The sequence below is a fragment of the Bradyrhizobium canariense genome, assembly GCF_019402665.1.
Lineage (GTDB): Bacteria > Pseudomonadota > Alphaproteobacteria > Rhizobiales > Xanthobacteraceae > Bradyrhizobium > Bradyrhizobium canariense.
Genome location: NZ_VSST01000040.1, coordinates 74,935 through 100,142, shown reverse-complemented (window position 1 = coordinate 100,142; position 25,208 = coordinate 74,935). Strand labels below are relative to the sequence as shown.

General features: G+C 61.5%; 25 protein-coding genes. 7 read left to right on the top strand and 18 right to left on the bottom strand.

Going from position 1 to position 25,208, the window contains the following annotated elements; translation table 11 throughout:
- From FXB41_RS21615 to FXB41_RS21600, 4 genes are all read left to right on the top strand, one after another.
- Window positions 1-585 (top strand): N-acetylglucosamine-6-phosphate deacetylase (locus FXB41_RS21615; RefSeq protein ID WP_219683149.1); only part of this gene is annotated, 585 nt, incomplete at its 5' end.
- Window positions 586-1,293: 708 nt separating this feature from the next.
- Complete coding sequence (locus FXB41_RS21610) at window positions 1,294-1,962, top strand: hypothetical protein (protein WP_219683148.1); 669 nt, start codon at window positions 1,294-1,296, stop codon at window positions 1,960-1,962.
- A gap of 207 nt (window positions 1,963-2,169) precedes the next feature.
- Entirely contained in the window at window positions 2,170-2,346 is a 177-nt protein-coding gene (locus tag FXB41_RS21605) for a hypothetical protein (protein ID WP_219683147.1), read from the top strand.
- Window positions 2,347-2,527: 181 nt separating this feature from the next.
- Complete coding sequence (locus FXB41_RS21600; RefSeq protein WP_007601192.1) at window positions 2,528-2,755, top strand: hypothetical protein; 228 nt, start codon at window positions 2,528-2,530, stop codon at window positions 2,753-2,755.
- 1,610 nt (window positions 2,756-4,365) lie between these two features.
- Here the strand turns inward: FXB41_RS21600 and FXB41_RS21595 are convergent.
- The 10 genes from FXB41_RS21595 to FXB41_RS41995 form a co-directional block, all read right to left on the bottom strand.
- Complete coding sequence (locus FXB41_RS21595) at window positions 4,366-7,485, bottom strand: efflux RND transporter permease subunit (RefSeq protein WP_219683146.1); 3,120 nt, start codon at window positions 7,483-7,485, stop codon at window positions 4,366-4,368.
- Entirely contained in the window at window positions 7,482-8,726 is a 1,245-nt protein-coding gene (locus tag FXB41_RS21590; RefSeq protein WP_219683145.1) for an efflux RND transporter periplasmic adaptor subunit, read from the bottom strand. The genes FXB41_RS21595 and FXB41_RS21590 overlap by 4 nt, the downstream gene beginning before the upstream one ends.
- 54 nt (window positions 8,727-8,780) lie before the next feature.
- Entirely contained in the window at window positions 8,781-9,023 is a 243-nt protein-coding gene (locus FXB41_RS21585; protein WP_007601199.1) for a hypothetical protein, read from the bottom strand.
- Window positions 9,024-9,103: 80 nt separating this feature from the next.
- The gene (locus FXB41_RS42000) at window positions 9,104-9,376 is read right to left on the bottom strand and encodes a twin-arginine translocation signal domain-containing protein (protein WP_354128989.1); all 273 of its coding nucleotides are present in this window, start codon (window positions 9,374-9,376) and stop codon (window positions 9,104-9,106) included.
- An 18-nt stretch (window positions 9,377-9,394) separates the two neighbouring features.
- Entirely contained in the window at window positions 9,395-9,952 is a 558-nt protein-coding gene (locus tag FXB41_RS21575; RefSeq protein WP_219683144.1) for an HdeD family acid-resistance protein, read from the bottom strand.
- A 151-nt stretch (window positions 9,953-10,103) separates the two neighbouring features.
- On the bottom strand, window positions 10,104-10,589 hold the full coding sequence (locus FXB41_RS21570) for a DUF992 domain-containing protein (protein WP_007601203.1): 486 nt from the start codon (window positions 10,587-10,589) through the stop codon (window positions 10,104-10,106).
- Window positions 10,590-11,189: a hypothetical protein gene (locus tag FXB41_RS21565; RefSeq protein ID WP_219683143.1), complete on the bottom strand. Its 600-nt coding sequence runs from the start codon at window positions 11,187-11,189 to the stop codon at window positions 10,590-10,592. It lies immediately after the preceding gene.
- A gap of 11 nt (window positions 11,190-11,200) precedes the next feature.
- Window positions 11,201-12,325, bottom strand: a complete 1,125-nt coding sequence (locus FXB41_RS21560) for an AI-2E family transporter (protein ID WP_007601206.1) — start codon at window positions 12,323-12,325, stop codon at window positions 11,201-11,203.
- Between the two features lie 302 nt (window positions 12,326-12,627).
- On the bottom strand, window positions 12,628-14,067 hold the full coding sequence (locus FXB41_RS21555; RefSeq protein WP_219683142.1) for a basic amino acid/polyamine antiporter: 1,440 nt from the start codon (window positions 14,065-14,067) through the stop codon (window positions 12,628-12,630).
- Between the two features lie 152 nt (window positions 14,068-14,219).
- On the bottom strand, window positions 14,220-14,444 hold the full coding sequence (locus FXB41_RS41995) for a DUF6894 family protein (RefSeq protein WP_376707506.1): 225 nt from the start codon (window positions 14,442-14,444) through the stop codon (window positions 14,220-14,222).
- 245 nt (window positions 14,445-14,689) lie between these two features.
- On the opposite strand from FXB41_RS41995, the gene FXB41_RS21550 reads away from it, so the two are divergent.
- Window positions 14,690-15,403 carry a Bax inhibitor-1/YccA family protein gene (locus tag FXB41_RS21550; protein WP_219683141.1) on the top strand — a complete coding sequence of 238 codons (714 nt, stop codon included), beginning with the start codon at window positions 14,690-14,692 and terminating at the stop codon, window positions 15,401-15,403.
- Window positions 15,404-15,409: 6 nt separating this feature from the next.
- Here the strand turns inward: FXB41_RS21550 and FXB41_RS21545 are convergent, their stop codons facing one another.
- The 8 genes from FXB41_RS21545 to FXB41_RS21510 form a co-directional block, all read right to left on the bottom strand.
- Window positions 15,410-15,913, bottom strand: a complete 504-nt coding sequence (locus tag FXB41_RS21545; protein ID WP_007601211.1) for a DUF1269 domain-containing protein — start codon at window positions 15,911-15,913, stop codon at window positions 15,410-15,412.
- A gap of 186 nt (window positions 15,914-16,099) precedes the next feature.
- On the bottom strand, window positions 16,100-17,887 hold the full coding sequence (locus FXB41_RS21540; protein WP_219683140.1) for a complex I subunit 5 family protein: 1,788 nt from the start codon (window positions 17,885-17,887) through the stop codon (window positions 16,100-16,102).
- The gene (locus tag FXB41_RS21535) at window positions 17,887-18,228 is read right to left on the bottom strand and encodes an NADH-quinone oxidoreductase subunit K (RefSeq protein WP_219683139.1); all 342 of its coding nucleotides are present in this window, start codon (window positions 18,226-18,228) and stop codon (window positions 17,887-17,889) included. The genes FXB41_RS21540 and FXB41_RS21535 overlap by 1 nt, the downstream gene beginning before the upstream one ends.
- Window positions 18,225-19,166: an MnhB domain-containing protein gene (locus tag FXB41_RS21530; protein WP_219683138.1), complete on the bottom strand. Its 942-nt coding sequence runs from the start codon at window positions 19,164-19,166 to the stop codon at window positions 18,225-18,227. Before FXB41_RS21530 ends, FXB41_RS21535 begins: the two co-directional genes overlap by 4 nt.
- The gene (locus tag FXB41_RS21525; RefSeq protein ID WP_219683137.1) at window positions 19,163-19,456 is read right to left on the bottom strand and encodes a monovalent cation/H(+) antiporter subunit G; all 294 of its coding nucleotides are present in this window, start codon (window positions 19,454-19,456) and stop codon (window positions 19,163-19,165) included. Before FXB41_RS21525 ends, FXB41_RS21530 begins: the two co-directional genes overlap by 4 nt.
- Window positions 19,453-19,647, bottom strand: coding sequence for an MrpF/PhaF family protein (locus FXB41_RS21520; protein ID WP_246649021.1), 195 nt, complete (start codon window positions 19,645-19,647; stop codon window positions 19,453-19,455). The genes FXB41_RS21525 and FXB41_RS21520 overlap by 4 nt, the downstream gene beginning before the upstream one ends.
- An 88-nt stretch (window positions 19,648-19,735) precedes the next feature.
- Window positions 19,736-20,422, bottom strand: coding sequence for a Na+/H+ antiporter subunit E (locus tag FXB41_RS21515; protein ID WP_246649019.1), 687 nt, complete (start codon window positions 20,420-20,422; stop codon window positions 19,736-19,738).
- 81 nt (window positions 20,423-20,503) lie between these two features.
- Window positions 20,504-20,707: a DUF3551 domain-containing protein gene (locus FXB41_RS21510; RefSeq protein ID WP_007601212.1), complete on the bottom strand. Its 204-nt coding sequence runs from the start codon at window positions 20,705-20,707 to the stop codon at window positions 20,504-20,506.
- Window positions 20,708-21,040: 333 nt separating this feature from the next.
- On the opposite strand from FXB41_RS21510, the gene FXB41_RS21505 reads away from it, so the two are divergent.
- Window positions 21,041-22,144, top strand: a complete 1,104-nt coding sequence (locus FXB41_RS21505; RefSeq protein WP_219683135.1) for an efflux RND transporter periplasmic adaptor subunit — start codon at window positions 21,041-21,043, stop codon at window positions 22,142-22,144.
- On the top strand, window positions 22,141-25,203 hold the full coding sequence (locus FXB41_RS21500) for an efflux RND transporter permease subunit (protein ID WP_219683134.1): 3,063 nt from the start codon (window positions 22,141-22,143) through the stop codon (window positions 25,201-25,203). Before FXB41_RS21505 ends, FXB41_RS21500 begins: the two co-directional genes overlap by 4 nt.
- Window positions 25,204-25,208: the final 5 nt, after the last annotated feature.

Below are 25,208 nucleotides of genomic sequence, written 5' to 3'. Positions count from 1 at the left end.
AGCGACGCCACCGCAGCCGAAATCGGGCAGGCGGTCGATCGCGGTGTCTTGGGCGTGACTCATCTGTTCAATGCCATGTCGCAGTTGAGCGCCCGGGAGCCGGGCCTGGTGGGCGCCGCGCTTTGGGATGACCGGCTGTTTGCAGGGATCATCTGCGACGGCATCCACGTTGATCGCGCCGGTTTGCGCGTTGCGTTCCGCTGCAAGGGACGTGATCGATTGATGCTTGTCACCGATGCCATGCCATTGGCGGGCACCGACGACCGGCAATTCATGCTGCAAGGAAGGCAGGTCACATTGCACGAAAATCGCCTGACGGGCCCCGATGGCACACTCGCTGGCGCTCACCTCACCATGATCGAGGCGGTGCGCAACGCTGTTGAGCTGCTCGAAATCTCCCTTGTCGATGCTCTCATCATGGCCTCTCGGACGCCCGCGGCATTTCTGGGCCTTGAGTCCGCGCTTGGACGGATCGCGCCCCGACACCGCGCAGACCTTGTCGCCTTCAATCCGAACTTTGAAATCGTCGGCACATGGATAGGCGGTGTCGGTTCGATGGGCAGAGAACTTCACGCTGAAGATTGAAGGAGAGGACGCAAGTCGGCGGCCCGGTTCATAGCGGACCACCGACTCGCAACCGCGACACTGAGGCGGGCGGTGTTGGCCATCTCTTCCCGCTGGTGCTTGGGAAAGCCTCCAAGAGACCCGTCAAGCAACAGTGGCTGCCGTTCTCTCAGAACTCCGCAACGAAATCGCAACGAATTGGGTGAAGGGACCGTGAACAAAGCGGGACGGAAACGCCTGTCATCTCAATAAAAATCAATAACTTAGGAGATGTTCACTGCGTTCGGGACGCCGGGTTCGCAGGACGATGCCGACCTTCCGCCCATATCTACAAACAATGTCGTCGCTGGCGGTTCGGTTCTCGTATTGCCGACGGATCGGCCGACCGATCCGCCTGTTCAGGCCACCTAGCGATTTGAGATGGTTGCGGGTCCGTGGTTGTGCTGTCCGGCCCCTCGTATCGAGTGCTTGAAACCGGCCCTACCGAAGAATGTGGAGCCGAAAAGCGGTGGAGTCCAAAGAATGTGGCCCTCGATTCCATTGCCTCAGCGACGGCTCGGCATTTGGGGAAACCGTGGTAGAGCTTTTCACGTAGGGCGTGATCGCGTCCCTGATATTAGGATGACGACTACTTCTCGGTCAGCGTTTCGCTCAGGAATAGCGCGATCGCGCTTTCAAGATCCGTGGTGCTTCCATCTTCTTGCGTAACGGCGACGTTCGGGGATAGAAATGCGTGGCGCCGGGCAAGTGCACGATCCGATGTGCAGGGACATGGCAGCATCTTGCCATTACGCTGACGGCATTTTGTTGAGCAGCGGTGGTCGCCTGGTCGATGCCGTGTCCGCGGTCAGCGGAAAACTGCCCTCGCTCGACGTGGGCATCGGCGACGAGGTGCGCCGCGATCAGGTGATCGCCCGGGTCGTGCAGACCGAGACCGAGCAGCGCCTTCAGCAGGCGAGGGATGTTCTTCGCGAGCGCGAGCATGTCGAGCTCACCGGGGCGATCTCGCGCGAGATCGATGCCATGCTCCTTGTCTTTGGAGCCCCTGGCCAGCTTATCGCTGGCGCGGCAGGAGCACGGCCGGACCATCCCATTAGCGGACTTCCCTCCGTTCACCGACTCGACCGGCGGCAACAAAGTGACGGCCGACTCGCGAGAGAACAACGAAAGTTGCTTGGACTGGAAATTCCGCGATCCGAAGCACATATCATCGGCATGGTGACAATTGTGCAATGCACTTGCGGTGCTGAGTACAGACGCACCGAAGAGAAGTTCCTGGTACCGCATACAGGTGACGCGGTCTGCGCAATCTGCGGAGCTGCTCTGGAATCGTGGCAGGAAAGCACCCACGTTCCCAGTTACCAACTTATTGAACGTCCGAAGACGAAGACGGAGTGACAGAATGAAGCGGACTCCAGATGAAACCGATCTCAAGCAGCGATCGGCGTGAGGTCCCTTATTGGCCCGAATCTGAGAAACTCGACACTTACCTCTGGCTTGGCTGACAGGGATAACCGGACCTCGTCCGCGCCGGCCGCCAACTCCGTGTCTGCCCCGCCAAAAAAGGGGTAAAGTGCTCCAGGGTCACATCTGAGGAGTAACAACATGACCCTACTCCCCAAGTTAATTCGTGCGATCGACCGGCGTGCCTTCGCGATCATGGGCAACACGATGCCGCCCCAAGATCCTGATGATGACGAAGAGGAAGACGACGAAGAGGAAGAGGAAGAAGAAGACAAAACCGACGAACCGCCGGTCGTGCGCGAGCCGGATGAAGACTAAGCAGGGTCCTTATACGTAGCCTGAGCTTCGGAGAGCGTGATCCCCAGCCTGCGTGCCGGCGCGCTCGTGCGTCCGGCGGCTTTCAAGGTCGGTCTAATTCCGAGAGAGCAGCGGACAGGCGCTGAATGGACCACGGGTTCTCGGCGCACACTCTCGGCGTTCGCGGGTAGAGGAGGCGAGCATGACCCTCATATGGCTTGGTGTGCTCCTTGTTTTCGGCGGCGTGCTCCAAATGGCGTTTCAGCCCATTTGGCGAGGCCGACTCAGCGGTGGAAGGCGGCTTCGCTCCGGGCGTGATACGCTGGAGCCTGAAAGACCGGGTAGCGGCTTCGGCATCAAATCGAACTGGCCTGGACTTGTGATGGTCGCGCTTGGCGGCGCTTTTTTGCTGGCCGGTGCTGCCATCTGAGTTGAAACGAATGTCTCAGGCGTTGCCCGTTATCTGGCCAGGCCAATGTGCCAGAGCCATGTCTCCTCCTGGCCCGTGGCTGCCTTGATCCCACGCTGCCAAATGTCGGCTGATAGGGACAGACCGGAAATTTGCGGATGAGAATTGGCACTTTTGACGAAGCGGATATTGAAGGCGCCTAGTTCGCGCATCATCCCTCCGGCACGTCGGCTAGGCAGCTCTGCATTTGGGTTTATCCGACGTTCCGCCGTCTTCATGAAGGATGGCTTCCCTGGTGGGCGAGGACCTACGCCGATTTGACCTACCGTTTAAGCGGAAGATCGGAGGAAATATCGCAGATTTGCGCCATGTGAGGAAAAGCGGTAGCGGTCTCCCGCTACCATGTATCCCCCACTATTGTGGTGGGCCTGAGGAAAGACCTCGCCGCCTATCAGGCCTAGGCACCGACAAAGCGCGGCGAGGCTGCCATCGCGAACGCGGTTTATCACGCGATTGGCAAACGAGTTCGCAGCCTCCCCATTCCTATCGAGAGCATTATCGACCAAGGCATGGGCAAGCCCAGGTTAGGCTAAGTCAACGGACACCAACTTCGGCAAACCAAGCTAAGGTGCAGAAAAGGGATACCACCTGATACCCGTTGAAGCCCTTCCATTCTCGAATGGCTGCTTCTGGCGCAAAGTGGTCGATGGGATATACGAACTTAGATTTCGATAGCGATCACTGGATGGACTAGCTCAAACTTCGCCATGATGGATTGGATCGAGAGTTCAAGCTTTACAAGCGGTTAGAAGGCCACGTGTGCACGATGTGTGCACCGGGAGATCAAGAAATATCTCATTAAAAGCTATGTGGGCCTCTCCTGACGAGCCTCGCACGTTGACGCAACCGCAGACATCGAAATACCGGCGCGTAGGCGAGCGCTGACGAGCAGCCTCAGAGTGCGGAGGCGGGATGCGTCACAGCCATTCTGAGCATTGGCGCAACCCCCAGTACCATCGCGAGTGCGACTTGCACGAGACTAGTCGAGGTGGGCACGTCACGTTTTGTTGGCTTTATCTTCCGGTCTCTTTTGGTGCGCACAGCCTCGTCGTGTGGCTTACACCGATCTCTGTTGCGCATCGCATGCTCCAGAGCTTGTCGGACCGGTAAACCTTACCGCGGACGATTGCATTCCAACGCCAACTACATTGGTTGCCGGCCGCGCGACGCCGGCGGATACCACAATCGAGGACAGCTGCGCGGGCACCGCGTAGCCGCAGCCCCAAGTGGCAGCAGGCGGCGGTACACCGGTTTCTCTCACGAGGTCGAGCCCTTTCGGAACTCGCTTGGATCCAACGCGACCGGAATCCTTTTTGTGCCTTCAAAATCGATAACACATCCCGTCGGCAGTGCCAGCAGCACCGGCATCCTAGGAGTGCAAGGAAACCATCACGGGTTCGCACGTTCATTATCGTCTTCCTTTGCTTGCGCGATCTCCGGATGGATTTGGATGCGTGCCATGGACTGAATGATGCTGGATGCGAACAGAACCGTGCCCTTGAAGTAGCCAGGATGAGGAGCCCGGTACCAGCTGCATGGGGATCCGCGCTTCTGGAGTTTGCTGCGGCATGTCAATGGCCAAGGGCGCCCGTCTTCACGCGCTCGCGCAGGCGCTGGAACGTCACGTAGAGCATCGGCACCAGGAAGATCCCAACAGAGCTCGCTGCAAGCATGCCTGCGAACACGGCTGTGCCGACGGCCCTGCGGCTGAGCTCGGCGGCGCCGGTCGCAATCACAAGCGGCAGGAGACCAAGGATGAAGGCAACGGAAGTCATCATCACTGCGCGGAAACGCATATATGCGCCCTGGATCGCGGCTTGCTCGAGCGCCACGCCCGCCTCACGCTGCTCCTTCGCAAACTCGACGATCAGGATGCCGTTTTTGGCGGCGAGTGCGATCAGCACCACGAGTCCGATCTGACCGTACAGATCGAGATTGAGGCCAGCGACCTTGATGCCGACATAGGAGCCGAGCACGCCGACCAGGACCGACAACAGGACCGGGATCGGGATAATCGTGCTCTCATAGAGCGCGACCAGGAACAAATACGCGAACAGCACGGCAAGCGTGAGCACAATGCCGGTCTGGCCAGCGGCCTGTTGCTCCTGATAGGCGGTACCGGTCCACTCAAAACTGTAGCCCGCAGGCAGTACGGCATGAGAAACGTCGGCCATCGCTGTGAGCGCGGTGCCTGATGAGACACCGGGCGCCGGGCTACCGTTCACCGTCACTGAGCGATAATTGTTGTAGCGGGTGATCACCTGAGGTCCGGTCACGATCTTGATCCCGGCGAGCGATCTGATCGGCACCATTTGGCCGTTGGCGTTGCGCACGAAGATTTGCCAGATGTCCGAAATATCGGCGCGATCGAGCGCTTCGCCCTGAACGTTGACCTGCCAGGTGCGGCCAAACCGATTGAAGTTGTTGACGTAGATGCCGCCGAGCGTCGCTTGTAGGGCCGTGAAGATGTCGCTGATTGTCACTCCGAGCGCCTGAGACTTGCGGCGGTCGATATCGAGATAGATCGACGGATTGGTTGCAGTGAAGGTCGAAAAGACGCGCGAGAGCCGTGGGTCGGCGTTGGCGGCGCCGATCAGCGCACCCGTGACACTGGAGATTTCGGCCGGGTTCTGTCCTTCCAATGCTTGGAGTTGGTATTCGAACCCGCCGCCGGTGGAGAGCCCGATGATCGGCGGCAGATTGAACGGCAGGACATTGGCTTGGCGGATCTGCGCGCCAGCGGCGAAGGTTTGGCCGATCAGCGCTCGCGCAGAATCTGTTGCTGCCTTGCGATCGGCAAACGGCTTCAGGCGCGTGACCACCAGCGCGCTGTTCGGTTCGGATGCGCCGTCGAGCAGGGAAAAGCCGATGATGGCAAGAACATGATCGACCGCGGGCATCTGCTTCAGGATGCGTTCGACCTGTTGGGTGATTTCGCTGGTTCGTGCCACCGACGCGCCGTCCGGCAGTTGTACCGAGGTGAAGAAGGCTCCCTGATCTTCCTCGGGCAAGAAACCCGTCGGCGTGATCAGCGACATGCCGAAGATGCCGGCGCCGAATAGGGCAATCAGCAGGAGCGAGAGCCCCGCCTTCCGCACCAAGCGGCGCACGCCGCTGCTGTAGCGGTCCCGCAACCAGTCGATGCCGCCAAGCACACGACCGATCAGGCCACGCCGCGGCCCGGTGTGGCGCAGGAACAGCGCGCATAGCGCCGGCGACAGCGTCAGTGCATTCAGTGCCGAAATCATCATCGCGGCGCTGATTGTCACTGCAAACTGGCGAAACAGCATGCCGGATATGCCGGGAATGAAAGCGATCGGCACGAAGACGGAGAGCAGTACCAGCGTGATCGCGATGATCGGCGCCGTGATCTGTACCATAGCCTTCTTGCTGGCCTCGGCGGGAGAAAGCGAGGGCTCCTCCTCCATGATCCGCTCAACATTCTCAACGACGACGATGGCGTCATCGACCACGATGCCGATGGCGAGCACCATGGCGAGCAGGGACACCGTGTTGGCCGAATATCCGAGCACCAGCAGCACGGCGAAGGTGCCGATCAGGCTCACCGGAACGGCAACGGCCGGGATCACGGTGGCCCGGAGATTGCCGAGGAACAGGTACACCACGATCACGACCAGCAGGAAGGCCTCGCCTAGCGTCTGTAACACTTCCGCGATGGTGGCACGCACGAAGCTCGTTGAGTCGTATTGGACGAGGTAGCTCAGCCCGGTGGGAAAATGCTGCGACAGCCGCTGCATCGTCGCTGTCACCGCCTGTGCGGTGGTCACCGCATTGGCACCTGGTGACAGATAGATCGCGATCGGCACGGCCGCACGTCCGTCGATCCGCGCTTCGCTGTCGAGATTTTGCGCGCCCATCTCGACGCGGGCAACGTCGCCCACGAGCAGCGATGAACCGTCCGGATTGGCGCGCAGCACGATTTGGGTGAATTGATCGACGGTGGCGAGCCTGCCCAGGGTCTGCACATTGAACTGGAACTGCTGGTCGTCGCTGATCGGGCGCGCGCCGATGCGGCCGACCGGGGCCTGGACGCTTTGCGTACGGATCGCGGCAATGACGTCCGACGGCGTGAGATTGAGGCTGGTGAGCCGCTGCGTGTCAAACCAGATCCGCATCGAGTAGTTCATCTTCGCGAACAGGTTCGCCTGGCCGACCCCCGGCGTGCTGGCGATCGCATCAAGCACGTTGATGATTGCATAGTTGGTGATGAAGAGCGGGTCCTGTTGGCCATTTCCGCTGTAGAGTACGAGGAACTGCAGGATCGACGAGGAGCGCTTGTGCACCGTCACGCCCTGCTGCTGTACTTCGGTGGGCAATTGCGACAGAGCACTCTGCACGCGGTTGTTGACGTTGACGGTGTTGATGTCGGGGTTGGTACCGAGCGCGAACGAAACCGTCAGTGTGTAGCTGCCGTCATTGGCGCTAGTCGACTTCATGTAGAGTGCGCGGTCGCTTCCAATGATCTGCGCCTCCAGCGGCTGGGCGACACTGCTCTCTACAACCTCGGCGGACGCGCCAGGGAAGATGCCGGCGACCGTGACCTGTGGCGGCACGATGTCTGGAAATTGTGCCACCGGGATTTGCGCCAGCGCCAGTGCGCCGGCAATCGTGATGATGAATGCGATCACCATCGAAAGCCGCGGACGATCGATGAAGAGGGCGGACATCATGGTTTGTTATCCGCCGGACCAGCCTTGCCGGAGGGGCCGTGATCCGTTTGCGGAGCCGTGCCATCTGCGGCGGCTTTCATGCTCGACAGGATCCGCGCGCTGGCTGGTCCTGGCGACACGGTCTGGCCGGGACGAACCCGCTGCAGGCCTTCGACAATCACCTTGTCGCCGGCCGCAAGTCCGGCGATCACCGCCGCGACAGTCGGGGTCGATTGCCCGAGCTGGATGCGACGCTGTTCGGCTTCGTTGTCGGCGCCGACAGCGAGAACATAGTTGCCCTGCTGATCGGAGAGCACGGCCGAGCGAGGGATCACCAGCACCTCGACCGGCTGAACGCCCTCAAGCACTACGGTCACGAACTCGCCATCGGTCAACTCGTGAACGGAGACGCCGGCCGCCGAGGGCGCCCGCAGGATCGGATTGGCGATCTCGCCACGCACGGTGATCGTATCAGTGCTCTGGGCGATGGTATTGTCGACAAAGTTCAGCTTGCCGGTTTTTCCGTACATTCGCCCGTTCGGCAGTCGCAGCCTGATGACCACGGCTTCCAGACCGCCTTTCGGCGCGTATCGTTCGCGCAGCTCCAGTCCCTGACGCACCGGCACGGGAAAGGTGACATACATCGGGTCTTGGCTGACGATGCTGGTCAGTACCCCCGAGCTTGGACTGACGACGTTGCCCACCGTCACCGCCGTTCGTCCGATCTTGCCGGCGATCGGCGCGCTGATCACTGTGTAATCGAGATTGATCTGAGAGGCCTGGACCCCGGCTTGCGCGGCTCGCACCTGGGCTTCGAGGCTGCGCTGGTTCGCGATTGCTGCGTCGTAGGTGGACTGTTGCCCGGCAGGGCCTCCGAGCAAGGTCCGCGCGCGTTCGGTCGTCAGCTTGGCATTCTCGAGTGTGGCCTCAAGCTGGGACACCTGCGCCTGTTTCGATGCGAGATCCGATTCGAAAGGGCCACGCTCGAGCCGATAGAGCTCATCGCCTTTGCTGATTTCGGCGCCTTCCTCGAACAGGCGCCGTTCCAGAAATGCAGTGACGCGAGCAACGAGGTTGACCCGATTAATCGCCTCGATCCGCCCGAGAAATTCACTGCTCTCGGTGATCGGCCGCTTGGCCGCTTCCACGATGCCGACCGCGGGTGGCGCGGCCGAAGTCGACTGGGCTTGGGCCGATCCGCCGGCGGTGACCATCAGGAGAGTGACCCCCAGCAGCCTGATCGAGACGCCAGCAAAGGTCATTGTCCGCTCCTTGCAACGGATCCGGAGCCGGGTCAGTGCTTCACCGGCGCCTCGCTACTCCCGCCGCATGCGATTGCTGCGCGCGGGTTCGTCGTAGCCCTTGCGGCGGCTGTGGAACATCAGCCCGATCAGTCCGCAGCCGGTGACCAGCATCAGGATTGCAGCGCCTCCCAGGATGACGTTGCGGTAAAGCGGCATGGACGGCGTTGCCTGCCATACCGCCACGCAATACCAGGTTGCCGCAACGAGAAGAGCTGCCAGGAAGGTCCCAACGACCCATCGTTTCGTGATGCGCAAGGCTGCCTCCTTCGTCTGATTGGGACTGGTGCCGGCTTCGCGGAGTATCTGTCGACCGCGGATTGCGCGAGGACGCGTTGTTAGCGCCACCGCCATCCGCAACGGCGACGACCGCGATGCCACCAGCACACCCAGCGACGCCGGCGCGGCCGGCCCCATCCCCGACGACGAGACGGCGGTCCCCATTGTGCTTGCGTCGGGAGGTCTGGTTGCTCGCTCGGCCGGCCGAGATCGTGAGCAATAGGCATTGCTTCCGCGGCCTCAATGAAACGAACCCCGATGGCGCCGATCGCCACGGCAGCGACGGCATTCTGAGCAAAGCCAAGGAAAGCCCGACGGCTCGGTGTGTCCATCATGTTTCTTCTCCTTTGTTAGGCGGTTCGCCGCGCCGCCTGAAGCGCGTAAAGCAGCCAGGCGAGGCCGTGCGAAATCAGGTCGACGCCAAGCAGAAATCCGAGGGCCCAGACGCTGATGGTCGGAAAGCCGAATAGAATCAGCACGCCGGCGAGCAGCCCAAAAATGCCCGAGATCAGCATCATCCATCCGTTCTGCCGCCAATGGGCGAAGCTCAGCACGCATCGAATGACGCCTGAGGCGAACAGCACCGCGCCGAGGAGGTAGGTGAGGATCAGGGCACCCGAGGCGGGCTGGGTAAGCAGCACAAGGCCGAAGGCGGCGTAGAGCGCGCCGAGCAGGATCTGCCATAGGAACCCACCCCATCCCTTGGTCCAGAATGCATGGATGATCTCGAACGCGCCGGCCGCGATGGCCATCAGCCCGATGAACTTGACGCTGATGATGGTTGCGAACGCCACGTCGCTGAGAGCTGCGAAACCGGCGGCGATCATCACGATTCCGAGAAGGGCACAGACCCACAGCGGAGGGCCGCCCAAAGCCTCGATATCGGAGCGGTCGTCATAAACTGTCATCCCATCCTCCTGGTCTGCGTGATGGTCGGCACGCTTGGGACGCTAGCGTCGAACCTCCGCTATCGACATCCGACGAAACCCTGAGCGATGGGGCGGGAATGTTCTCGTGGGCCACGAGCGGAGCGATTGTGTGCTCGATCGCCTTTGCAAGCTATCGCGGGCCGCGCGGACCCAGCGTCAGGTTAGTGACGCCGGCGGCCAGGTTGATCCCGATCGATCGCTCGATCGACAGGGGTTGCAACATCACGCTCCGTCGCGAGCCACCGATCAGGACGTTCGCGCCGAGCCCGGGGCCGAACGCAAAGCTGCCGCTCGCGCCGACATAGTTGCCGCGCAAGGTGGCGGATCCGATCCGCGAGTTTTTGGCGAGCACGGCCCAAGACAAGGTGCCTGCGCTGGTCACGCCGATATCAAGGCCGACACGCCGGATTCGTCCCTCATAGATGAACTGCCTCGGCGGATTTCTTGCAAAGAATGTGCAGCGCAACGACTGCACCGATCCGAGCACAAGCCCGACGCGCGGGTTGCTGAAGCACAGGAGCCGGCCGACCCTGAACGTTTCGGCGCGCGCCGGCAGGGCTGCGACGCATAGCAACGCGGACGTGCCGAAGACTGCCACAAACCGCATCATTCGCATTCAGGCCTCCACTTGACTGTTGGTATCGGAGAGCGCGCTCCTCGGTCGGCTGTCCTGGCGGAACCAGAATGTGATGCCGAGTCCGATCAGCAGCACTGCGCCCAGCAGGAAGAAAAAGACGGACTGCTTCAGCCAGGATATCGCCGGGACGGCAATGCCCATGGCAAGGCCGAGGAAAGAGATCTGCAGCGATAGAAGGTTGACGCCAGCGAGGAACGTGCCGAGCGCAAGCAAAGTCAGCAGGACAAGGCCGGTCGCCGGGGTCGGAAGCAATTGCTGAACGCCCGAGACCAGAATGATGTTCATCGTGACCAGCACGGCGACCCAGTGCAGCGCCTGGGTCCAGATCAAGCGGAGCCGGGCCTCCTTGCCTTGGGTTTCCGGCCATTTGGTGACGACGCACACGATGCAGATGGCAAGCGCCAGGAATTCCCAGTAGCCGACGAGAGGTTGGTGGGAAACGTTAGTATAGGCGACGCCCGCGATGGCAAGCACCAGCGCCACGACATAAGGAAGCTGCTGCCACAGGAATTGAGCCATTGTCGATTGAGGCGAGGGAGGATCGGTACCCTCCTGCCGTGGCGCCCCGCTCTGGTTCATGGGGTCCTCACTCACGATTCACCGCTGTTGAACGTCTGCTTGAACTCGTCGCCGAGGTAGTCCTCGACATAGAATCGGATGATTGCGACACGGCCGATCGCCACCAGCGGCATGGCGAGCGCGATGCCCAGGACGCCGAACAGCGCACCGAGCAGGACGATGGCGACCAACGTCCAGGCAGGAGGGATCTCGACGGCCTGGCGCTGGATCAGCGGACCGATCACATAGCCTTCGACAGACTGGATGATCGAGTAAATGAGGACGGCCCAGATCAGCAGGGAACTGCCGAGCGGCATTGCGACCAGCGCGATCGGTATTGCGGCTACGATTGGTCCGACATAGGGAATGAAATTCGACAGGCCCGCCTGCAGTCCGAGCACGAAGGGTCCAGGCAACCCAATGAGGTAGAGCGCGGCCCAGACCCACAACGTCATGAGTATGACGCGGATGAACTGCCCGACGAGCCACAGCCGCATGACATTGCCCATCTCGTCCATGACCGTTCTCGCCCGCTGGCGCTGGGAGGGCTTCACCAGCATGACCAGGCTTTCACGGTGGCTGGTTGGGTCTAGACCAAAGAGGATCCCGAGGAACAGGACCACTAGGACACCGGTCAGAAGGCTCGACGCTCCGCCAAGCAGGAACTGAGCATGGCTGAGAAACCGGCCTTGGTCCGAGAACAGCCACTGCGCAAAGTCGCGGCCCCATTCCGGACCGAGCAGATCCACGCCATATGACAGAAGATGCTCCTGCAGGATGTCGAGCTGGTTGTCCATGACCTTCAGCAAGAGGCGCGTCTGCTCCGGCAGCTTGCCCGCGCCCCAGATCAGTCCAAATCCCGACAGAGCGGAGAACAGCAACAGAACCAGCGTCAGCCGCGAGGCGCGATTGAGCGGGAGGACGGCCGCCAGGGCCCTTGCGCAAGCATCCAGAAACGCGGCGAACAACACGCCTGCAAAGATCAGCAGGAGACTCGAGACCGTCTGCCACACCAGAAACAGCAAGACGCAGGCAGCCACCAGGCCGAGCCCGGTTGCGAGAATGCCGCGTCGTGTGCCGTTCTCCGGCACGACGGCGGAGCCATCGCGTGGAGCGATCTCGCAGAGTCTCTCCGGTGCTGTCCTGGACTCGTTCATGGTATCGGTTCAATCGCCGTCGCCTGTGGTACCTAGGCCCGGACGCGCCGGCTGCCAAAGTGCGGATGCTTTCCTCCGCGATGACGCCAGTAGCGGTGCTTCGTCGGGTTCGTATTGGTGTTTGGAGCTGCTTTCTCCGGTGGCGACGCGCCGGCGCCGCTTTGGGCAGACACGCCGGTCTCAGTCGATTGGGCCAGCGACACGGTTGGAAAGGCGCAGACCGCCATCGATCCGTATATGATCAAGGCGCCACAGATGGCCCGTGTGCTCATATTCGCCTCCATGCAACTAGGGACAAAGATTCAAATCGATATGGCTCCGGTTGCGAGTGCGTAAACGCCGGCGCACGCGGCAATCGTGATCGCTGCAAAAAGCACAGCTTCGAATGGCCCGAAGATCGTTTCCTTGCGCTCGCGTTTCGCAAGCAGGAACAGCAGAGTGCCGGGTGCATAGAGGATGGACGACAGCAAGAGAAATTTCGGTCCGCCGGCGTAGATCATGCCAGCTGCATAGATCGTTGCGATAGCCGATCGGATCCAGTCGGTGGTGCGAGCGCGCTCGCCCGCGCGGTAGGTCTCGCCCGACCAGGCAAGCTTTAAGCCGTACGCCGCGACAATGAAATACGGGATCAGCGTCATCGCGCTCGTCATCTTCAACGCGAGTGTGAACGCGTACTCCGCAAACCAGGCGACCAGCAGAAAGATCTGGATGACGCAATTTGTGAGCCAGAGCGCGCCGGCAGGGACCTTGTGCGCATTCACCCTGGCAAGAAAGGAAGGCATGGTGCGGTGGATCGCCGCGGAATGCAGGATCTCGGCCGCCAGCAGTGACCAAGATAGGTAGTTGCCGAGAACCGAGATCAGGAGCGCCAAGCTGATGAATACGCCGCCCCAGCGGCCGACAATCGCTTCCATCACGCCAGCCATGGATGGCGTCGGAAGATCCGCCAGTTCAGCCCTCGGCAACACGCCGTAGGACAAGAGCGTCACGAGAACGAGCAGACCGAGCACCGTCAGAAATCCGGCAATGGTTGCGAAGCCGATGTCGGCACGGCTCCGGGCGTAGCGGGAGTAGACGCTCGCGCCTTCAATTCCGACGAACACGAACACGGTTAGCAGCATCGTGCCGCGAACCTGAGAAGACACACTCGACGCATCCGACTGCTCCGTTCCGTGGAAATTAACGGCGAACAGATCGCCGTTAAAAGCAATGACGGCAGTGCCGATGAACAGCAAAATCGGGATGATCTTTGTGTAGGTCGCAATCGTATTGAGCGTGGCTGCGCTCTTGATGCCGCGCAGCAGCAAAATGTGCACTCCCCAGAGCAGGACAGACGCCGAAGCGATCGCCACCGGAGTTGTCCCGTCGCCGAACACGGGAAAAAACTGCCCGAGCGTTGCCTTGATCAAGACGAGACAGGCGACGTCTGCAAGACAGCAACCGATCCAGTACCCGACGGCTGAAGCAAAGCCGATGTAGTCGCCAAATCCGGCTCTGGCATAGGCATAGATTCCGGCATCGAGGTCGGGCTTGCGGTGTGACAACGTCTGGAACACGAAAGCCAGCATCAGCATGCCGCTGCCCGCGATAGCCCAGGCGATCATTGCTCCAAGCGCACCCGTGGTTCGTCCGAACGCCGCAGGTAGTGCGAAAATGCCGGACCCCACCATCGAGCCGATCACGAGCGCGATGAGAGCATTCCGCGAGAGTTTCTGGTCGGCCGCATTCGGCGGGTGAGCCATGACGGGATGGCCTTCCAATCCGGGATGCGACGGGCATTGATGCCCGCCGCATTGGAGAGGACCCTAGACGTGGCTTTCCCCTTCGCACATCCGGGATTCTCTGTAGGCAGCGAGGGCAGGAAATTGACGTACTGTAAGGTTGGGCATCGCCCTCAAGTTTTTGGGGGAGGGGCAGTCGCGATTTGACCGGGACCGGATGATGGCCCGGAAGCGGCCGCCAAAAGCACGACGCTGAAACGGCAGAACTCGCCGGCCTTCGCGAGCTCAGCCGCTATGCATCGGGCATGCAGGGACGCTGCGTCCTGATTGGCGAGCTCGCATCCGGTCCTATCGGGCGAGAGACCGTATTTGTCGACGATATGAAAGTAGAAGCGCATACTGGCCGGATTAGGCCGGATCGCGGCCGTTTTCCAAGTGACAAACGCGTAACGCGTCTCCGCCCAAAGGAGGACACTTCCGGCGGTTTCGATTACCGGTTCGTAATCACCGTGCTCAGGTGCGCAGTAAAAAGCTGTGCGATAGGGTGATTGTCCTTGCCAACTCTCGGGTGATTGTCCGATGCCGTCTACTGATACCCAGAGATAGCATGACCTGATTAGCGAGCTCTGGCAGGAGACAGGCAATGTCGAACTATGATCCGAACGTGACGATGGCGGGAGCGGGCGGCGGCGCGGCAATCGCGGTCAATGCTGGACTGCGTAGCTACATGCTGCGCATCTACAACTATATGGCTGCCGGCATCGGCCTAACGGCCGTTGTCGCGTGGCTCACCTATCAGCTCACCAGTCCTGCACTGCTGCAGAGCCCGTTGATGTGGGTCTTCATACTGGCGCCGCTGGGTTTGGTCTTCTTCATCGGCTCGCGGATCAATACGCTGTCGGTGTCGACCGCGCGTCTGCTGTTCTTCATCTATGCGGCGCTGGTCGGCGTGTCGCTCTCGACGCTGCTCCACATCTACACCAGCGCCTCGATTTCGCGCGTCTTCTTCATCACCGCGGCGACGTTCGGGGCGCTCAGCGTCTTTGGCTATACCACAAGGCGCGACCTATCCGGTCTCGGCACCTTCCTGTTCATGGGCCTTATCGGGATCATCATCGCCACCCTGGTGAATCTGTTCCTGCAATCCAGCGGGCTTGACTGGCTGATCTCGATTGTGGGCGTCGGCGTGTTTGCCGGGCTGACGGCCTACGACACGCAACGGATCAAGGCGATGCATGACAGCCGGGACGACGAAACAACCAGAGGCCGCAAGTCGGTGATTTCAGCGCTGTCGCTGTATCTCAACTTTATCAACCTGTTCATGATGCTGCTGCGTCTGGTCGGCAATCGCCGCTAAGTGGCTTCAGGCCGCCGGCCGCTCCGCGGCGCTTGCGAGTGCGTCGCGCAGAGCCTGTTCTTTGGCGTCGTCCAGGGACGTCTTCAGCACGGTCCCTCCGGCGTCCTTGATCTCCTTCAAGACCTTGTCCGCAGTCATATTCTTGATCAGCACGAACAAGGCGGCGTTGCCCGTGTGAAGTGATACTGATAATTCCTTCATGAAGGAGTCGTCGATGCCGAAATCGGACAGTGCGCCGCCAAGTGCGCCGGAAGCTGCGCCGACAGCGACACCGAGGATCGGATTGAGGAAGATCATGCCGATCAGAAGTCCCCAGAAACCGCCGGTCACCGCGCCCATCGACGTCGTGTTGACGAGCTGATTGAGCTTGATGCCGCCGGAATCCGTCTTCACGGCGATCACTGCGTCGCTGATGGTGATCAGATATTCCTTCTGCAGCTTGAGTAGCCGCTGACGCACTTCCTCGGCCTTCGCCTCGGATGGATACACGATCGCTACTAGATCGGACATGCAAACCTCCTGCTGGATCAAGCTCCCGCGGCCAAGACGATGCGCCAACCGGTGCAACCGTGCCACTGGCGGAACGCGCTGTTGAACACTAGCCTTCGATCGGTCGGCTTGGGATCGGAGAAAACCCTGAGGCGTGGGGATGGATGTTCCTGATCGTTGTTGCTGGAGGGGCGCCTGAGGCTGACCTTATCCCGGCCGAAAGGTATGCGCCCCAACCATCAGCGCGCCAAACAGCAGCGCCAGGATGAGGAGGAACATGCTGGCCGCAGGCCACTGGCAGAGAACGTGATTGGCCCTCTCTAGGCAGCCAACGGACCTATGGCAGCTGCGTTGAAATAGACCGAGTATGCTGGCGACCATTTTCCAGCGCGTCAAATAGGCATCCGGATGCGGCCAGGGAGCGATCAGGATCGCCAGCACAACGCCGCCCAGGACGGAGGAGAGTGTTTTGGTGAGAGTCTCGACCGCAAAGAAACCTGACACCGAACCGTGCGAGACGGCTAGATAGGAATCCCAAGGCAACAGGCCGAGCGATAGCGAGCACAGGGCCAGCACAAGCGCCGCGATGTTCCGGACGTGTAGTGCAGGACCGGTCGATGCAATCCGCCCGTCCGTAGGCACCAGTGCGTGAGCCAGGACCAAGACAACGTAGGCCGCTGTAAGCATTCCGCCCGCCTCGAGCACGACCGCCCACCACCACTGCCCCCTTTCGGCTGCGGCACGAAGCAACAGCTCTTTTGCCAGCGACGCACCGCTCGGCTGTACGCCTACCAACGCGATGCCGGCGAGAGCAAAAGCTAAGACGCTCAACGGCATCGTTCTCACTAGACCATGCAAGTCTGTGAGGCGATCATGACCCAGCCTCGCATAGATCGATCCGGCAGCCATGAACATCGCCGCTTTGGCCGTGGCATGGGAGACGGCCTGCAGCAGACCGCCTGACAAAGCGTTGCCGTCCTCCAGCTTGCCCGAAGCCTCGAACGCGAGCGGAAACATCAGGAAGAGATATCCGAGCTGTGCTACGGTCGAATAGGCGACCAAGAGCTTCAGCCTTTGCTGGCGAAGAGCGAGAACGCTGCCGAAAATGATCGCCGATGCTCCCAGAGCGGCGAGCAGCTGCGTGGCTGGCAAACCAGGCAGCGCGGGCATCACCTTGAACCAGAGCCGCACGATGATGAAGAAAGATCCCTTCACGACAAGGCCAGACAGGATGGCGCTGGCGGCCGCCGGCGCGCCCGCGTGGGCGGGGGGCAGCCAGAGATGTAGGGGGAACAGTGCGGTTTTGGCCAGAAGACCCGCCGTCATCAATGCCGCCGCGAGGAATGAGGCGGGTTCTGCCTGGATCCGATGCGACAGCAGCGCGATATCCAGCGTACCATAGCCGCCATAGAGGAGCGCCGTGCCCAGCAGGTAGAGCACGGAGCCGAGCAATGCGAACAGCAGGTACCGTATCGCAGCTCGGAGCGTATCCGGATGGCCTTCCAGCGAGACCAGCGGCACTGCGGCGAACGTCAGCAATTCCAGGGCGACGTAAAGCGTGAAGAGGTCTCCGCCGACAAAGATCGTGTCCAGCGCCGCCCAGATCGCCAGCAGCAGGATCCAGAATGCGAATGGCGCGCGCGTCGCCGTATCCTTGAAATCAGCATGGGCATAGACGGCGACCGCGCAGATCACGACCGCGGTCGCCGCGAGCATCACCGCAGACACTCCGTCCGCGCGCAGAGCCACCCCCAATGGCGGCGGCCAAGCGCCCAGCAGGTAAACGAGAGGCCCTGCGCTCTGCCGAAGGGCCACCAGAATCGTGACCGCGATCGCCAGCCCCAGCGGGATTATCGCGTACGCGACCAGCCTGACGTATCGGTCACCAAGAACGAAGGCCAGCACAACGCCGGTAAGGGGCACGGCAATCGACGGCACCAGCAGGAAACCGCTCGGAGTTGTTATGGCCTCGAGCGCGGGGGCAGGGGGCAGCATCAGCTAGCGGCCCGATCTGGGTCATCGCCTGGGGCGGCACGAATGCTCGGCTCCAGAAAGGCGGTCGTCTGGAACAGCCGCAGCAGGAGCGCAATCGCCAGAGCCGTTGCTGAAAACGCGACGACGATGCCGGTGATCACCAAGGCCTGCGGCACCGGATCGTTGCCTATCCCTGCCGCCGCACCGCGCCGCCCGACGACGCCGAACAGGAGAAACACGCCGCTGCCCAGCAAATTGAAGGCGATGATCTTCCGCAGCGGCCGCGGGTCCGTGATCAGACCGTAGAGTCCAAGACTGGCCACCGCAGCAGCGCACAGTCCGAACACAGTCACGGTGCTCATGGTTGTGCGCTCCGTTCTGGTGCGCCCGCAAGCAGCAGGCCAAGCGTTGCCGCGATCGTCAAAGTCATCGTGACCTCGATGCCGAGTATCAGCGGCTTGGCCAGCGCCGGCGGATAGGAAAGGAATGCGTCGTCAAACAGAAGTCCGACGAGGCCAACAACAAGGAATAGGCCGGGCCCGGCGACGAGGATCAGCCTTATCCAGCGAAGGCTCACGGATGGCGTGTCCGCCAGACCCGTCATGATGGCCAGCAGCCACATGGACGCGAGGATCGCGCCGCCCTGAAACGCACCGCCAGGCTGGTCGGCGCCGGCCCAGAGGACATGAATCCCGACGACGATGCCAATCGGGGGCAACAGGCGCGCAAGAAAGACGAGGACGCCGCGTGGATCGGCTTCGTGGCGCGGCCCGGGACGACCGCCCCAGGCAAAGTCGGATGCAAGTGACCAAACGCCGACGACGGCCAGCAGCAGTACGATTTTCTCGAGCATGGTATCCATCGCACGGAACGCCATCAGCACGTTCGTGACCGGATTGGACAGACTTGTCGCCCCGGCCTTTGCAACAGCCGCCGGAGCAAGCGTCGGAGCTGGATCGGGCAGCACCAGGACCGCACCGGCCAAGGCTGCGGCCATCAACACCGACAGCGCTGCCGCGCTCGCTCGCAGCGTGCCCGGCGTTTTCTCCGCCATCAGGTCGGCATCACGCAATCGCGCCGCCGCACCCAGCAGCAACACGCCACCGAGCCCTCCGCCGATTGCGGCCTCGGTCAGCGCGACATCGACGGCGTCGAGACGTACCCAGACAAGTGCCACCAGCAGTCCATAGGCGACGAATCCGACCGTGGCCGAAAAAGTCTCCGGCACGACGATCGTCCAGACGCCAAGTCCCAGAACGACCGCAGCGAGCACAATTTCGAAGACCGTTGCAATGCTCATCGGTTCAATTGGCCATGGCGCGCCGCGCGCGCAATCAGTTGGGAGACTGTGGCGCCGGCGAGCAGGCCAAGCAGCCAGATGCCGACCAGCTTCAACCCGTCGCGAAGGCCCGCAGCTTGCGGGAGCAGTCCGAGCACGACGAGACCGAGGCCGAGATTGTCCGCCTTCGTGAGCGCGTGCAGACGTGTTAGGGTGTCGGGAAAGCGAAGCAGGCCGACCGTGCCGGCCAGGAAGAAGAACGCGCCGGCTGAGACGGCTGCAACTGTCATCATGTCGCGTGCGAGGCTCATTTGTCCTCCGCTGATGTGATCCCATCAGCTTCGAAGCGCGAAAGTCCCTTCTTGACGAACGCGATGGAGGCGAAGGTGGCGAGCAGTGCCAAGGTCAAGGCCACGTCGATTGCCGCGGGTGAGCCCGCCACAGTGCCGAGCAGCAGCAGCGCCGCAATACCTCCGGTCCCGATCAACTGCGTCGCCATCATGCGGTCGGCGTCTCCTGGACCTCGCAGGATAGACACCAGGCCAAGCGCCAGCATGGCCAGGATGAAGCCGACTGCGGCCGTCAGGAACTCAGTCGTTGTACAGCGCTCGGACCAGAGCAGCCTCCTCTTCGGCAAGCTCGGCGACCACGGGATGTTCGATATTCAGACAGTGATAGAGGATCTGCGCGTCATCTTCTGCGGCCGGCACGGTGCCCGGTAGCAGGCTCGTCAGCGTTGCAAACACGTTACGACGAATGCCGCGGGGAAGACGGGTTGGATATGCGATAAACCCCGGGTGTAGCGGCAGGCGGGGGTCGAGTGCCCGCCTCGCGACGTCCACTCCGGCAACAATGGAGTGATATAGGAAGAGCAATGTCAGTCGCGAGATGGCGCCAGGTGAGCGCCGCGATCCGCCAGGTTCCAGCCAATGCAAGCTCGTCCACGTTGCCGCCGCGACGGCGACTGCCGCGGCAGGAATGTCATCGAGAGCGGCGCCGGAAAGTACCAACCAGAGGCAGAGGAACGAAGCCGCGCGGGACGTCGCGCTCCACCAGGACGCGCGGGCTGTGGCGCCCGTGAGCGCATCTGGCTTTCCCGCCGACCCTCTCACAGGCGATTCCTCGATTGGCGACGGATGGCGCCGTCCCGTGCGGTGCTTCGAAAATCCGGCATCGTGTATTGACTGGCGGGTGTCCGGCGGCACGACTGTCGGTGTCTGCAGCCGGGTATCCTTCGACGTGCGGATGCGTGAGTTGGCGTAGCGATACAGCAGCATCCACACCGGCTCGAATGGCGTCCACGAGCGGATCGTTCGACGCCATCGTTTTGGATGGCCCTTCGCTGCCCTGCTACGCAACTAGCGCGACGCCTGCCGGGGGAAGCAGGTGCCGCCCCTCCCGCTTCGGGACGCCTGGCACTGATCTTGGGTGGAGTACCTGCAGTTCACATGCCCCTTGAACTTGGAGCACCATTGGTTTTGCTCGGTCTGCGCTGATGCAGTCTGTGGCATGATGGCCAGCATTCCCGAAACCGCCATTGCAACTAGGATAAATCTCCGCATTCGAAAATCCTCCGGGTTCATCGGGCCGACAGGCCCGATCGCTTTAGCTGACCCTGACGATGCGCTCTTGATACGACCTGCGATATTGGGTCTTTGCCCGATTAGGCGGCAGGAATTCCCCGGAGCGCTCCATGAGGCGCCGTTTCATATATCGCCGGCGTTTCGCCTGCGACTGCGGCCCGCGGTCGCGATTGCATCCGGACGCACCAAGTAGATTTGCCGATGTGTGTGGCCCCTCCTTTGGGCAAGAATACCAGGGACGACACCGTAGATCGCGAGATGTGAAAGGGCGACCTGCCTGATCTAACGTCTGGAATCGAGGAGGGCATGGCGATGCGCGGTAGGCGAACCACATCTCGGCAAGTCTTCGCAGTGACGTTGATCGCCTCCGTGTTCGCACCGTTTCTGGTAGCCTGCGGCCGCCAAGCGGAAACGAAGGAGCTGCCCCCGCGTCCGGTTCGGACCACGACGGTCGAGAAGCGCGATAGCCTGGTGCCGTTGATTTTTACAGGCCGCATCGAGGCCGAGGACGAAGTGGCCGTCGCCTTTCGGATATCCGGACGCTTGCTGGCGAGCCATGCGAAACTCGGAGACAGGGTCGAGGCCGGACAGTTGCTGGCGCAACTGGAGTCCCAGAACGAGCTGAGCACATTACGGCAGGCAAAAGCGGCTCTTTCCGCTGCGCAGGGCCAGTTGACGCAGGCACGCAACCACTACGAACGTCAGGAAACGCTGTTGGCGCAGGGGTGGACCACGCGTGCCAATTTCGAGGCGGCGACGCAGGCACGACAGGCCGCGCAGTCGCAGGTCGAGGCGGCGGAGGCGCAAGTCGACTCCGCGCACGACCTCGTCAGCTTTACGGAGCTGCGGGCCGATGCGCCCGGCAAAATCACCGCGACAGGTCCCTCTGATGGCGAGGTCGTTCAGGCCGGGCAAATGATCGCGAGGATCGCGAGGCAGGACGGCCGTGACGCAGTCTTCGACGTTCCGGCTCAAATGATCAGATCGACGCCGGCCGACGTGCAGGTCATGGTCAGCCTGACAGATGACGCGAAGATCACGGCACAGGGCCGCGTCCGCCAGGTCGCGGCGCAGGCCGACCCCGTCACCCGCACGTTCGAGGTCAAGGTCGGTCTAACGGATCCGCCATCAGCCATGCGGCTCGGCGCCACCGTAAACGGCCGCGTCGAGTTGGGTTCCGGACCGGTGATCGATGTACCCGCTACCGCCTTAACAAGAATAAATCAGCAGCCGGCCGTCTGGATCCTCGATCCCCAGACGAACATCATATCGGCGCGTAATGTCGACATCCTTCGTTTCGACCAGACCGACGTCATCGTCTCGCAGGGACTGAATGCCGGCGACATCGTTGTCACCGCGGGCGTCCAAGCGCTCCATCCGGGCCAGAAGGTGCGCGTGCTCGGATCAGAGCCATGACCGGGTTTAACCTCTCCGGATGGGCGCTCAGGCACCGCTCGCTCGTCGTCTATGTGATGATCGTTGCCGCGATCGCAGGTTATCTCGCGTTTTTCCGCCTTGGCCGGAGCGAGGATCCTTCGTTTACGATCAAGACGATGGTCGTGCAGGCTACCTGGCCGGGGGCAACGGCCGAAGAGACGATGAAACAGGTGACCGAGCGACTCGAGCGGCGATTGCAGGAAACGCCCCATCTTGAGTTCCTGCGCAGCTTCACTCGCGCCGGTCTCGTCACTATCTTCGTCAACCTGAAGGGAAGCGCGAACAGCAGGGAGGTCGCCGATACCTGGTATGAGGTGAGGAAGAACATCGGCGATATGCGCCACACGCTTCCCGCTGGCGTTGTCGGCCCCGGCTTCAACGACGATTTTGGTGACACGTTCGGGATCGTCTACGGCTTTAGCAGCGACGGCTTCACACAGCGAGAGTTGCGAGATTACGTCGAGAATGTCCGTGCGCGCTTGCTTCAGGTTCCTGACGTGTCGAAGATCGAGCTACTGGGTGCCCAGGACGAGGTGATCTTCGTCGAGTTCTCCAAGCAGGACCTTGCGACCTTGCAGGTCGATCGGGCGGCTCTGCTCGGTGCGCTGCAAGCTCAGAATATTGTCCGGCCGGCGGGGACAATCCAGACGGGCAAGGAAACCATTTCCGTTCGAGTGTCCGGCGGCTTTGGGTCGGAGCAGGACATCGCCGGTGTCAATTTCGTCGCAGGCGGTCGCACGATCCGGCTAAGCGACATTGCGAAAGTACGGCGTGGCTACGCGGATCCGCCGCAGCCGATGTTCCGGGTCAACGGCCAGCCGGCAATCGGGCTTGCTATCGCAATGCGTGATGGCGGCGACATTCTTGCACTTGGCAGAAATATCAAGGCGGCGATGGCCCAGATGACCGCCAATCTCCCGATTGGAATCGAGCCCGCGCTCGTCGCCGACCAGGCTGCGGTGGTCGATAGTGCGATCAGCGAATTCATGACCTCGCTACTACAGGCCGTCGCAATCATTCTAGTGGTGAGTTTCATCAGCCTCGAAATTCGTCCGGGCCTCATCATCGCGCTTGCCATTCCGCTGACCCTAGCCGTCGTGTTCCCGATCATGGAGATCGCCCGCATCGACATGCAACGAATATCGTTGGGCGCGCTGATCATCGCGCTCGCACTCTTGGTCGATGATGCGATGACGACCACGGACGCCACCCTCAACCGGCTGGCCCAAGGCGGCAGCAAAATCGATGCAGCGACCTTCGCCTACCGCAGCCACGCCTTTGCTATGCTTGCAGGGACTCTGGTGACGATCGCAGGCTTCATCCCGGTTGGCTTCGCCGCGAGTTCGGCCGGCGAGTATACATTTTCGCTGTTTGCAGTAGTCGCGATCGCTCTCCTGGTGTCATGGCTCGTTGCTGTGATCTTTACGCCATTGCTGGGTGTGATCATTCTCGTTCCGCCGGGACAGGAGAGCTCGGACGCGCCAGGCAGGATATTCCGCTTCTATCGCACGTTTCTTACGCTGGCGATGCGCGCCAAGTGGCTCACGATCGCCACCTCGCTGGTGCTCTTTATCGCGTCGGTTCTTGCGCTTCCGCTGATTCCGCAGCAGTTCTTCCCATCGTCAGATCGACCTGAACTGCTGGTGGACCTCAGTTTGCCCCAGAATGCATCGATCCATGCGAGCGAGCTGGCAGCCAGGCGCTTGGATGCCGCATTGACCGGCGATCCGGACGTCGATCATTGGAGTACCAACGTGGGGCGCGGTGCCATCCGTTTCTATCTTCCGCTCAATGTCGAGCTTCCAAACGATTCGTTCACACAGGCGGTTGTCGTGGCGAAGGACGTCTCGGCGCGCGAGCGTCTGCGCGTGAGGCTGGAACGTTTGCTCGCGGAGGAAGTTCCCGCCGCCGTCTCGTCGGTTTCGCCGCTCGGTCTTGGCCCACCTGTGGGATGGCCGCTGCAATATCGCGTCAGCGGACCGGATGTCGAACGGGTACGTGAGATTGCGCTCAAGCTTGGGCAAATCATTGCCTCCGAGCCCAGGGCCAAGGGCGTCAATTTCGATTGGATGGAGCCGGAACGCCAGCTCCGCATCCAGGTCGATCAGGACGAAGCGCGACGTCTCGGACTGAGCTCGCAAGCGATATCGAGCGTGCTGAACACGGTGATATCCGGCGCAATCGTCACGCAGGTCCGCGACGACATCTATCTGGTCAATGTGGTGGCCCGGGCGGTCGATGAGCAGCGCATCTCGCTGTCCAACCTGCGTACGCTTCAGGTGCCTTTGCCCAGCGGCAGGACGGTATCTCTCAGTCAGTTTGCGACATTCGCGTATCACCAGGAGCATCCGCTGATCTGGCGGCGCGACCGCATTCCAACGCTGACGGTGCGCGCCGATATTGGCGGCGGATCACTGCCGGCTGCGCTGGTGGACGCTCTGTCGCCCGCAATAGGCGAGTTGAGGAAGACACTACCGGCGTCCTACGAGGTGACCGTGGGCGGAACCGTTGAAGAGAGCCGGAACTCGCAGGCGTCGGTGCTTGCTGTGGTGCCGATGATGCTGTTCGTCATGCTCACGGTCCTGATGATCCAGTTGCAGAGCTTTCCGCGACTGCTCATGGTCATAAGCGTGGCGCCACTCGGGATGATCGGTGTTGTCGCCGCACTGTTGCTTTCCGGCAGACCGATGGGCTTTGTCACTATCCTCGGAATTCTCGCGTTGCTCGGCATGATCAGCAAGAACGCGGTGATTCTGATCAGCCAGATCGACGCCGAACGGGCACAGGGCAAGAGCCCGTGGGACGCAGCGGTCGATGCCAGCAGCTCCCGGTTTCGTCCCATCATGCTGACGGCGGTGTCGACCGTGCTCGGCATGATCCCGATCGCTCCCACCGTATTCTGGGGGCCTATGGCCGTCGCAATCATGGGCGGTCTTCTGGTTGCGACCGTTTTGACGCTGGTCTTGCTGCCTACATTGTATGTGAGCTGGTTCGGAGAGAAGGGGCGGGTAGGGACTTCCGCTCAATCGGTCGGCTAAGCCGC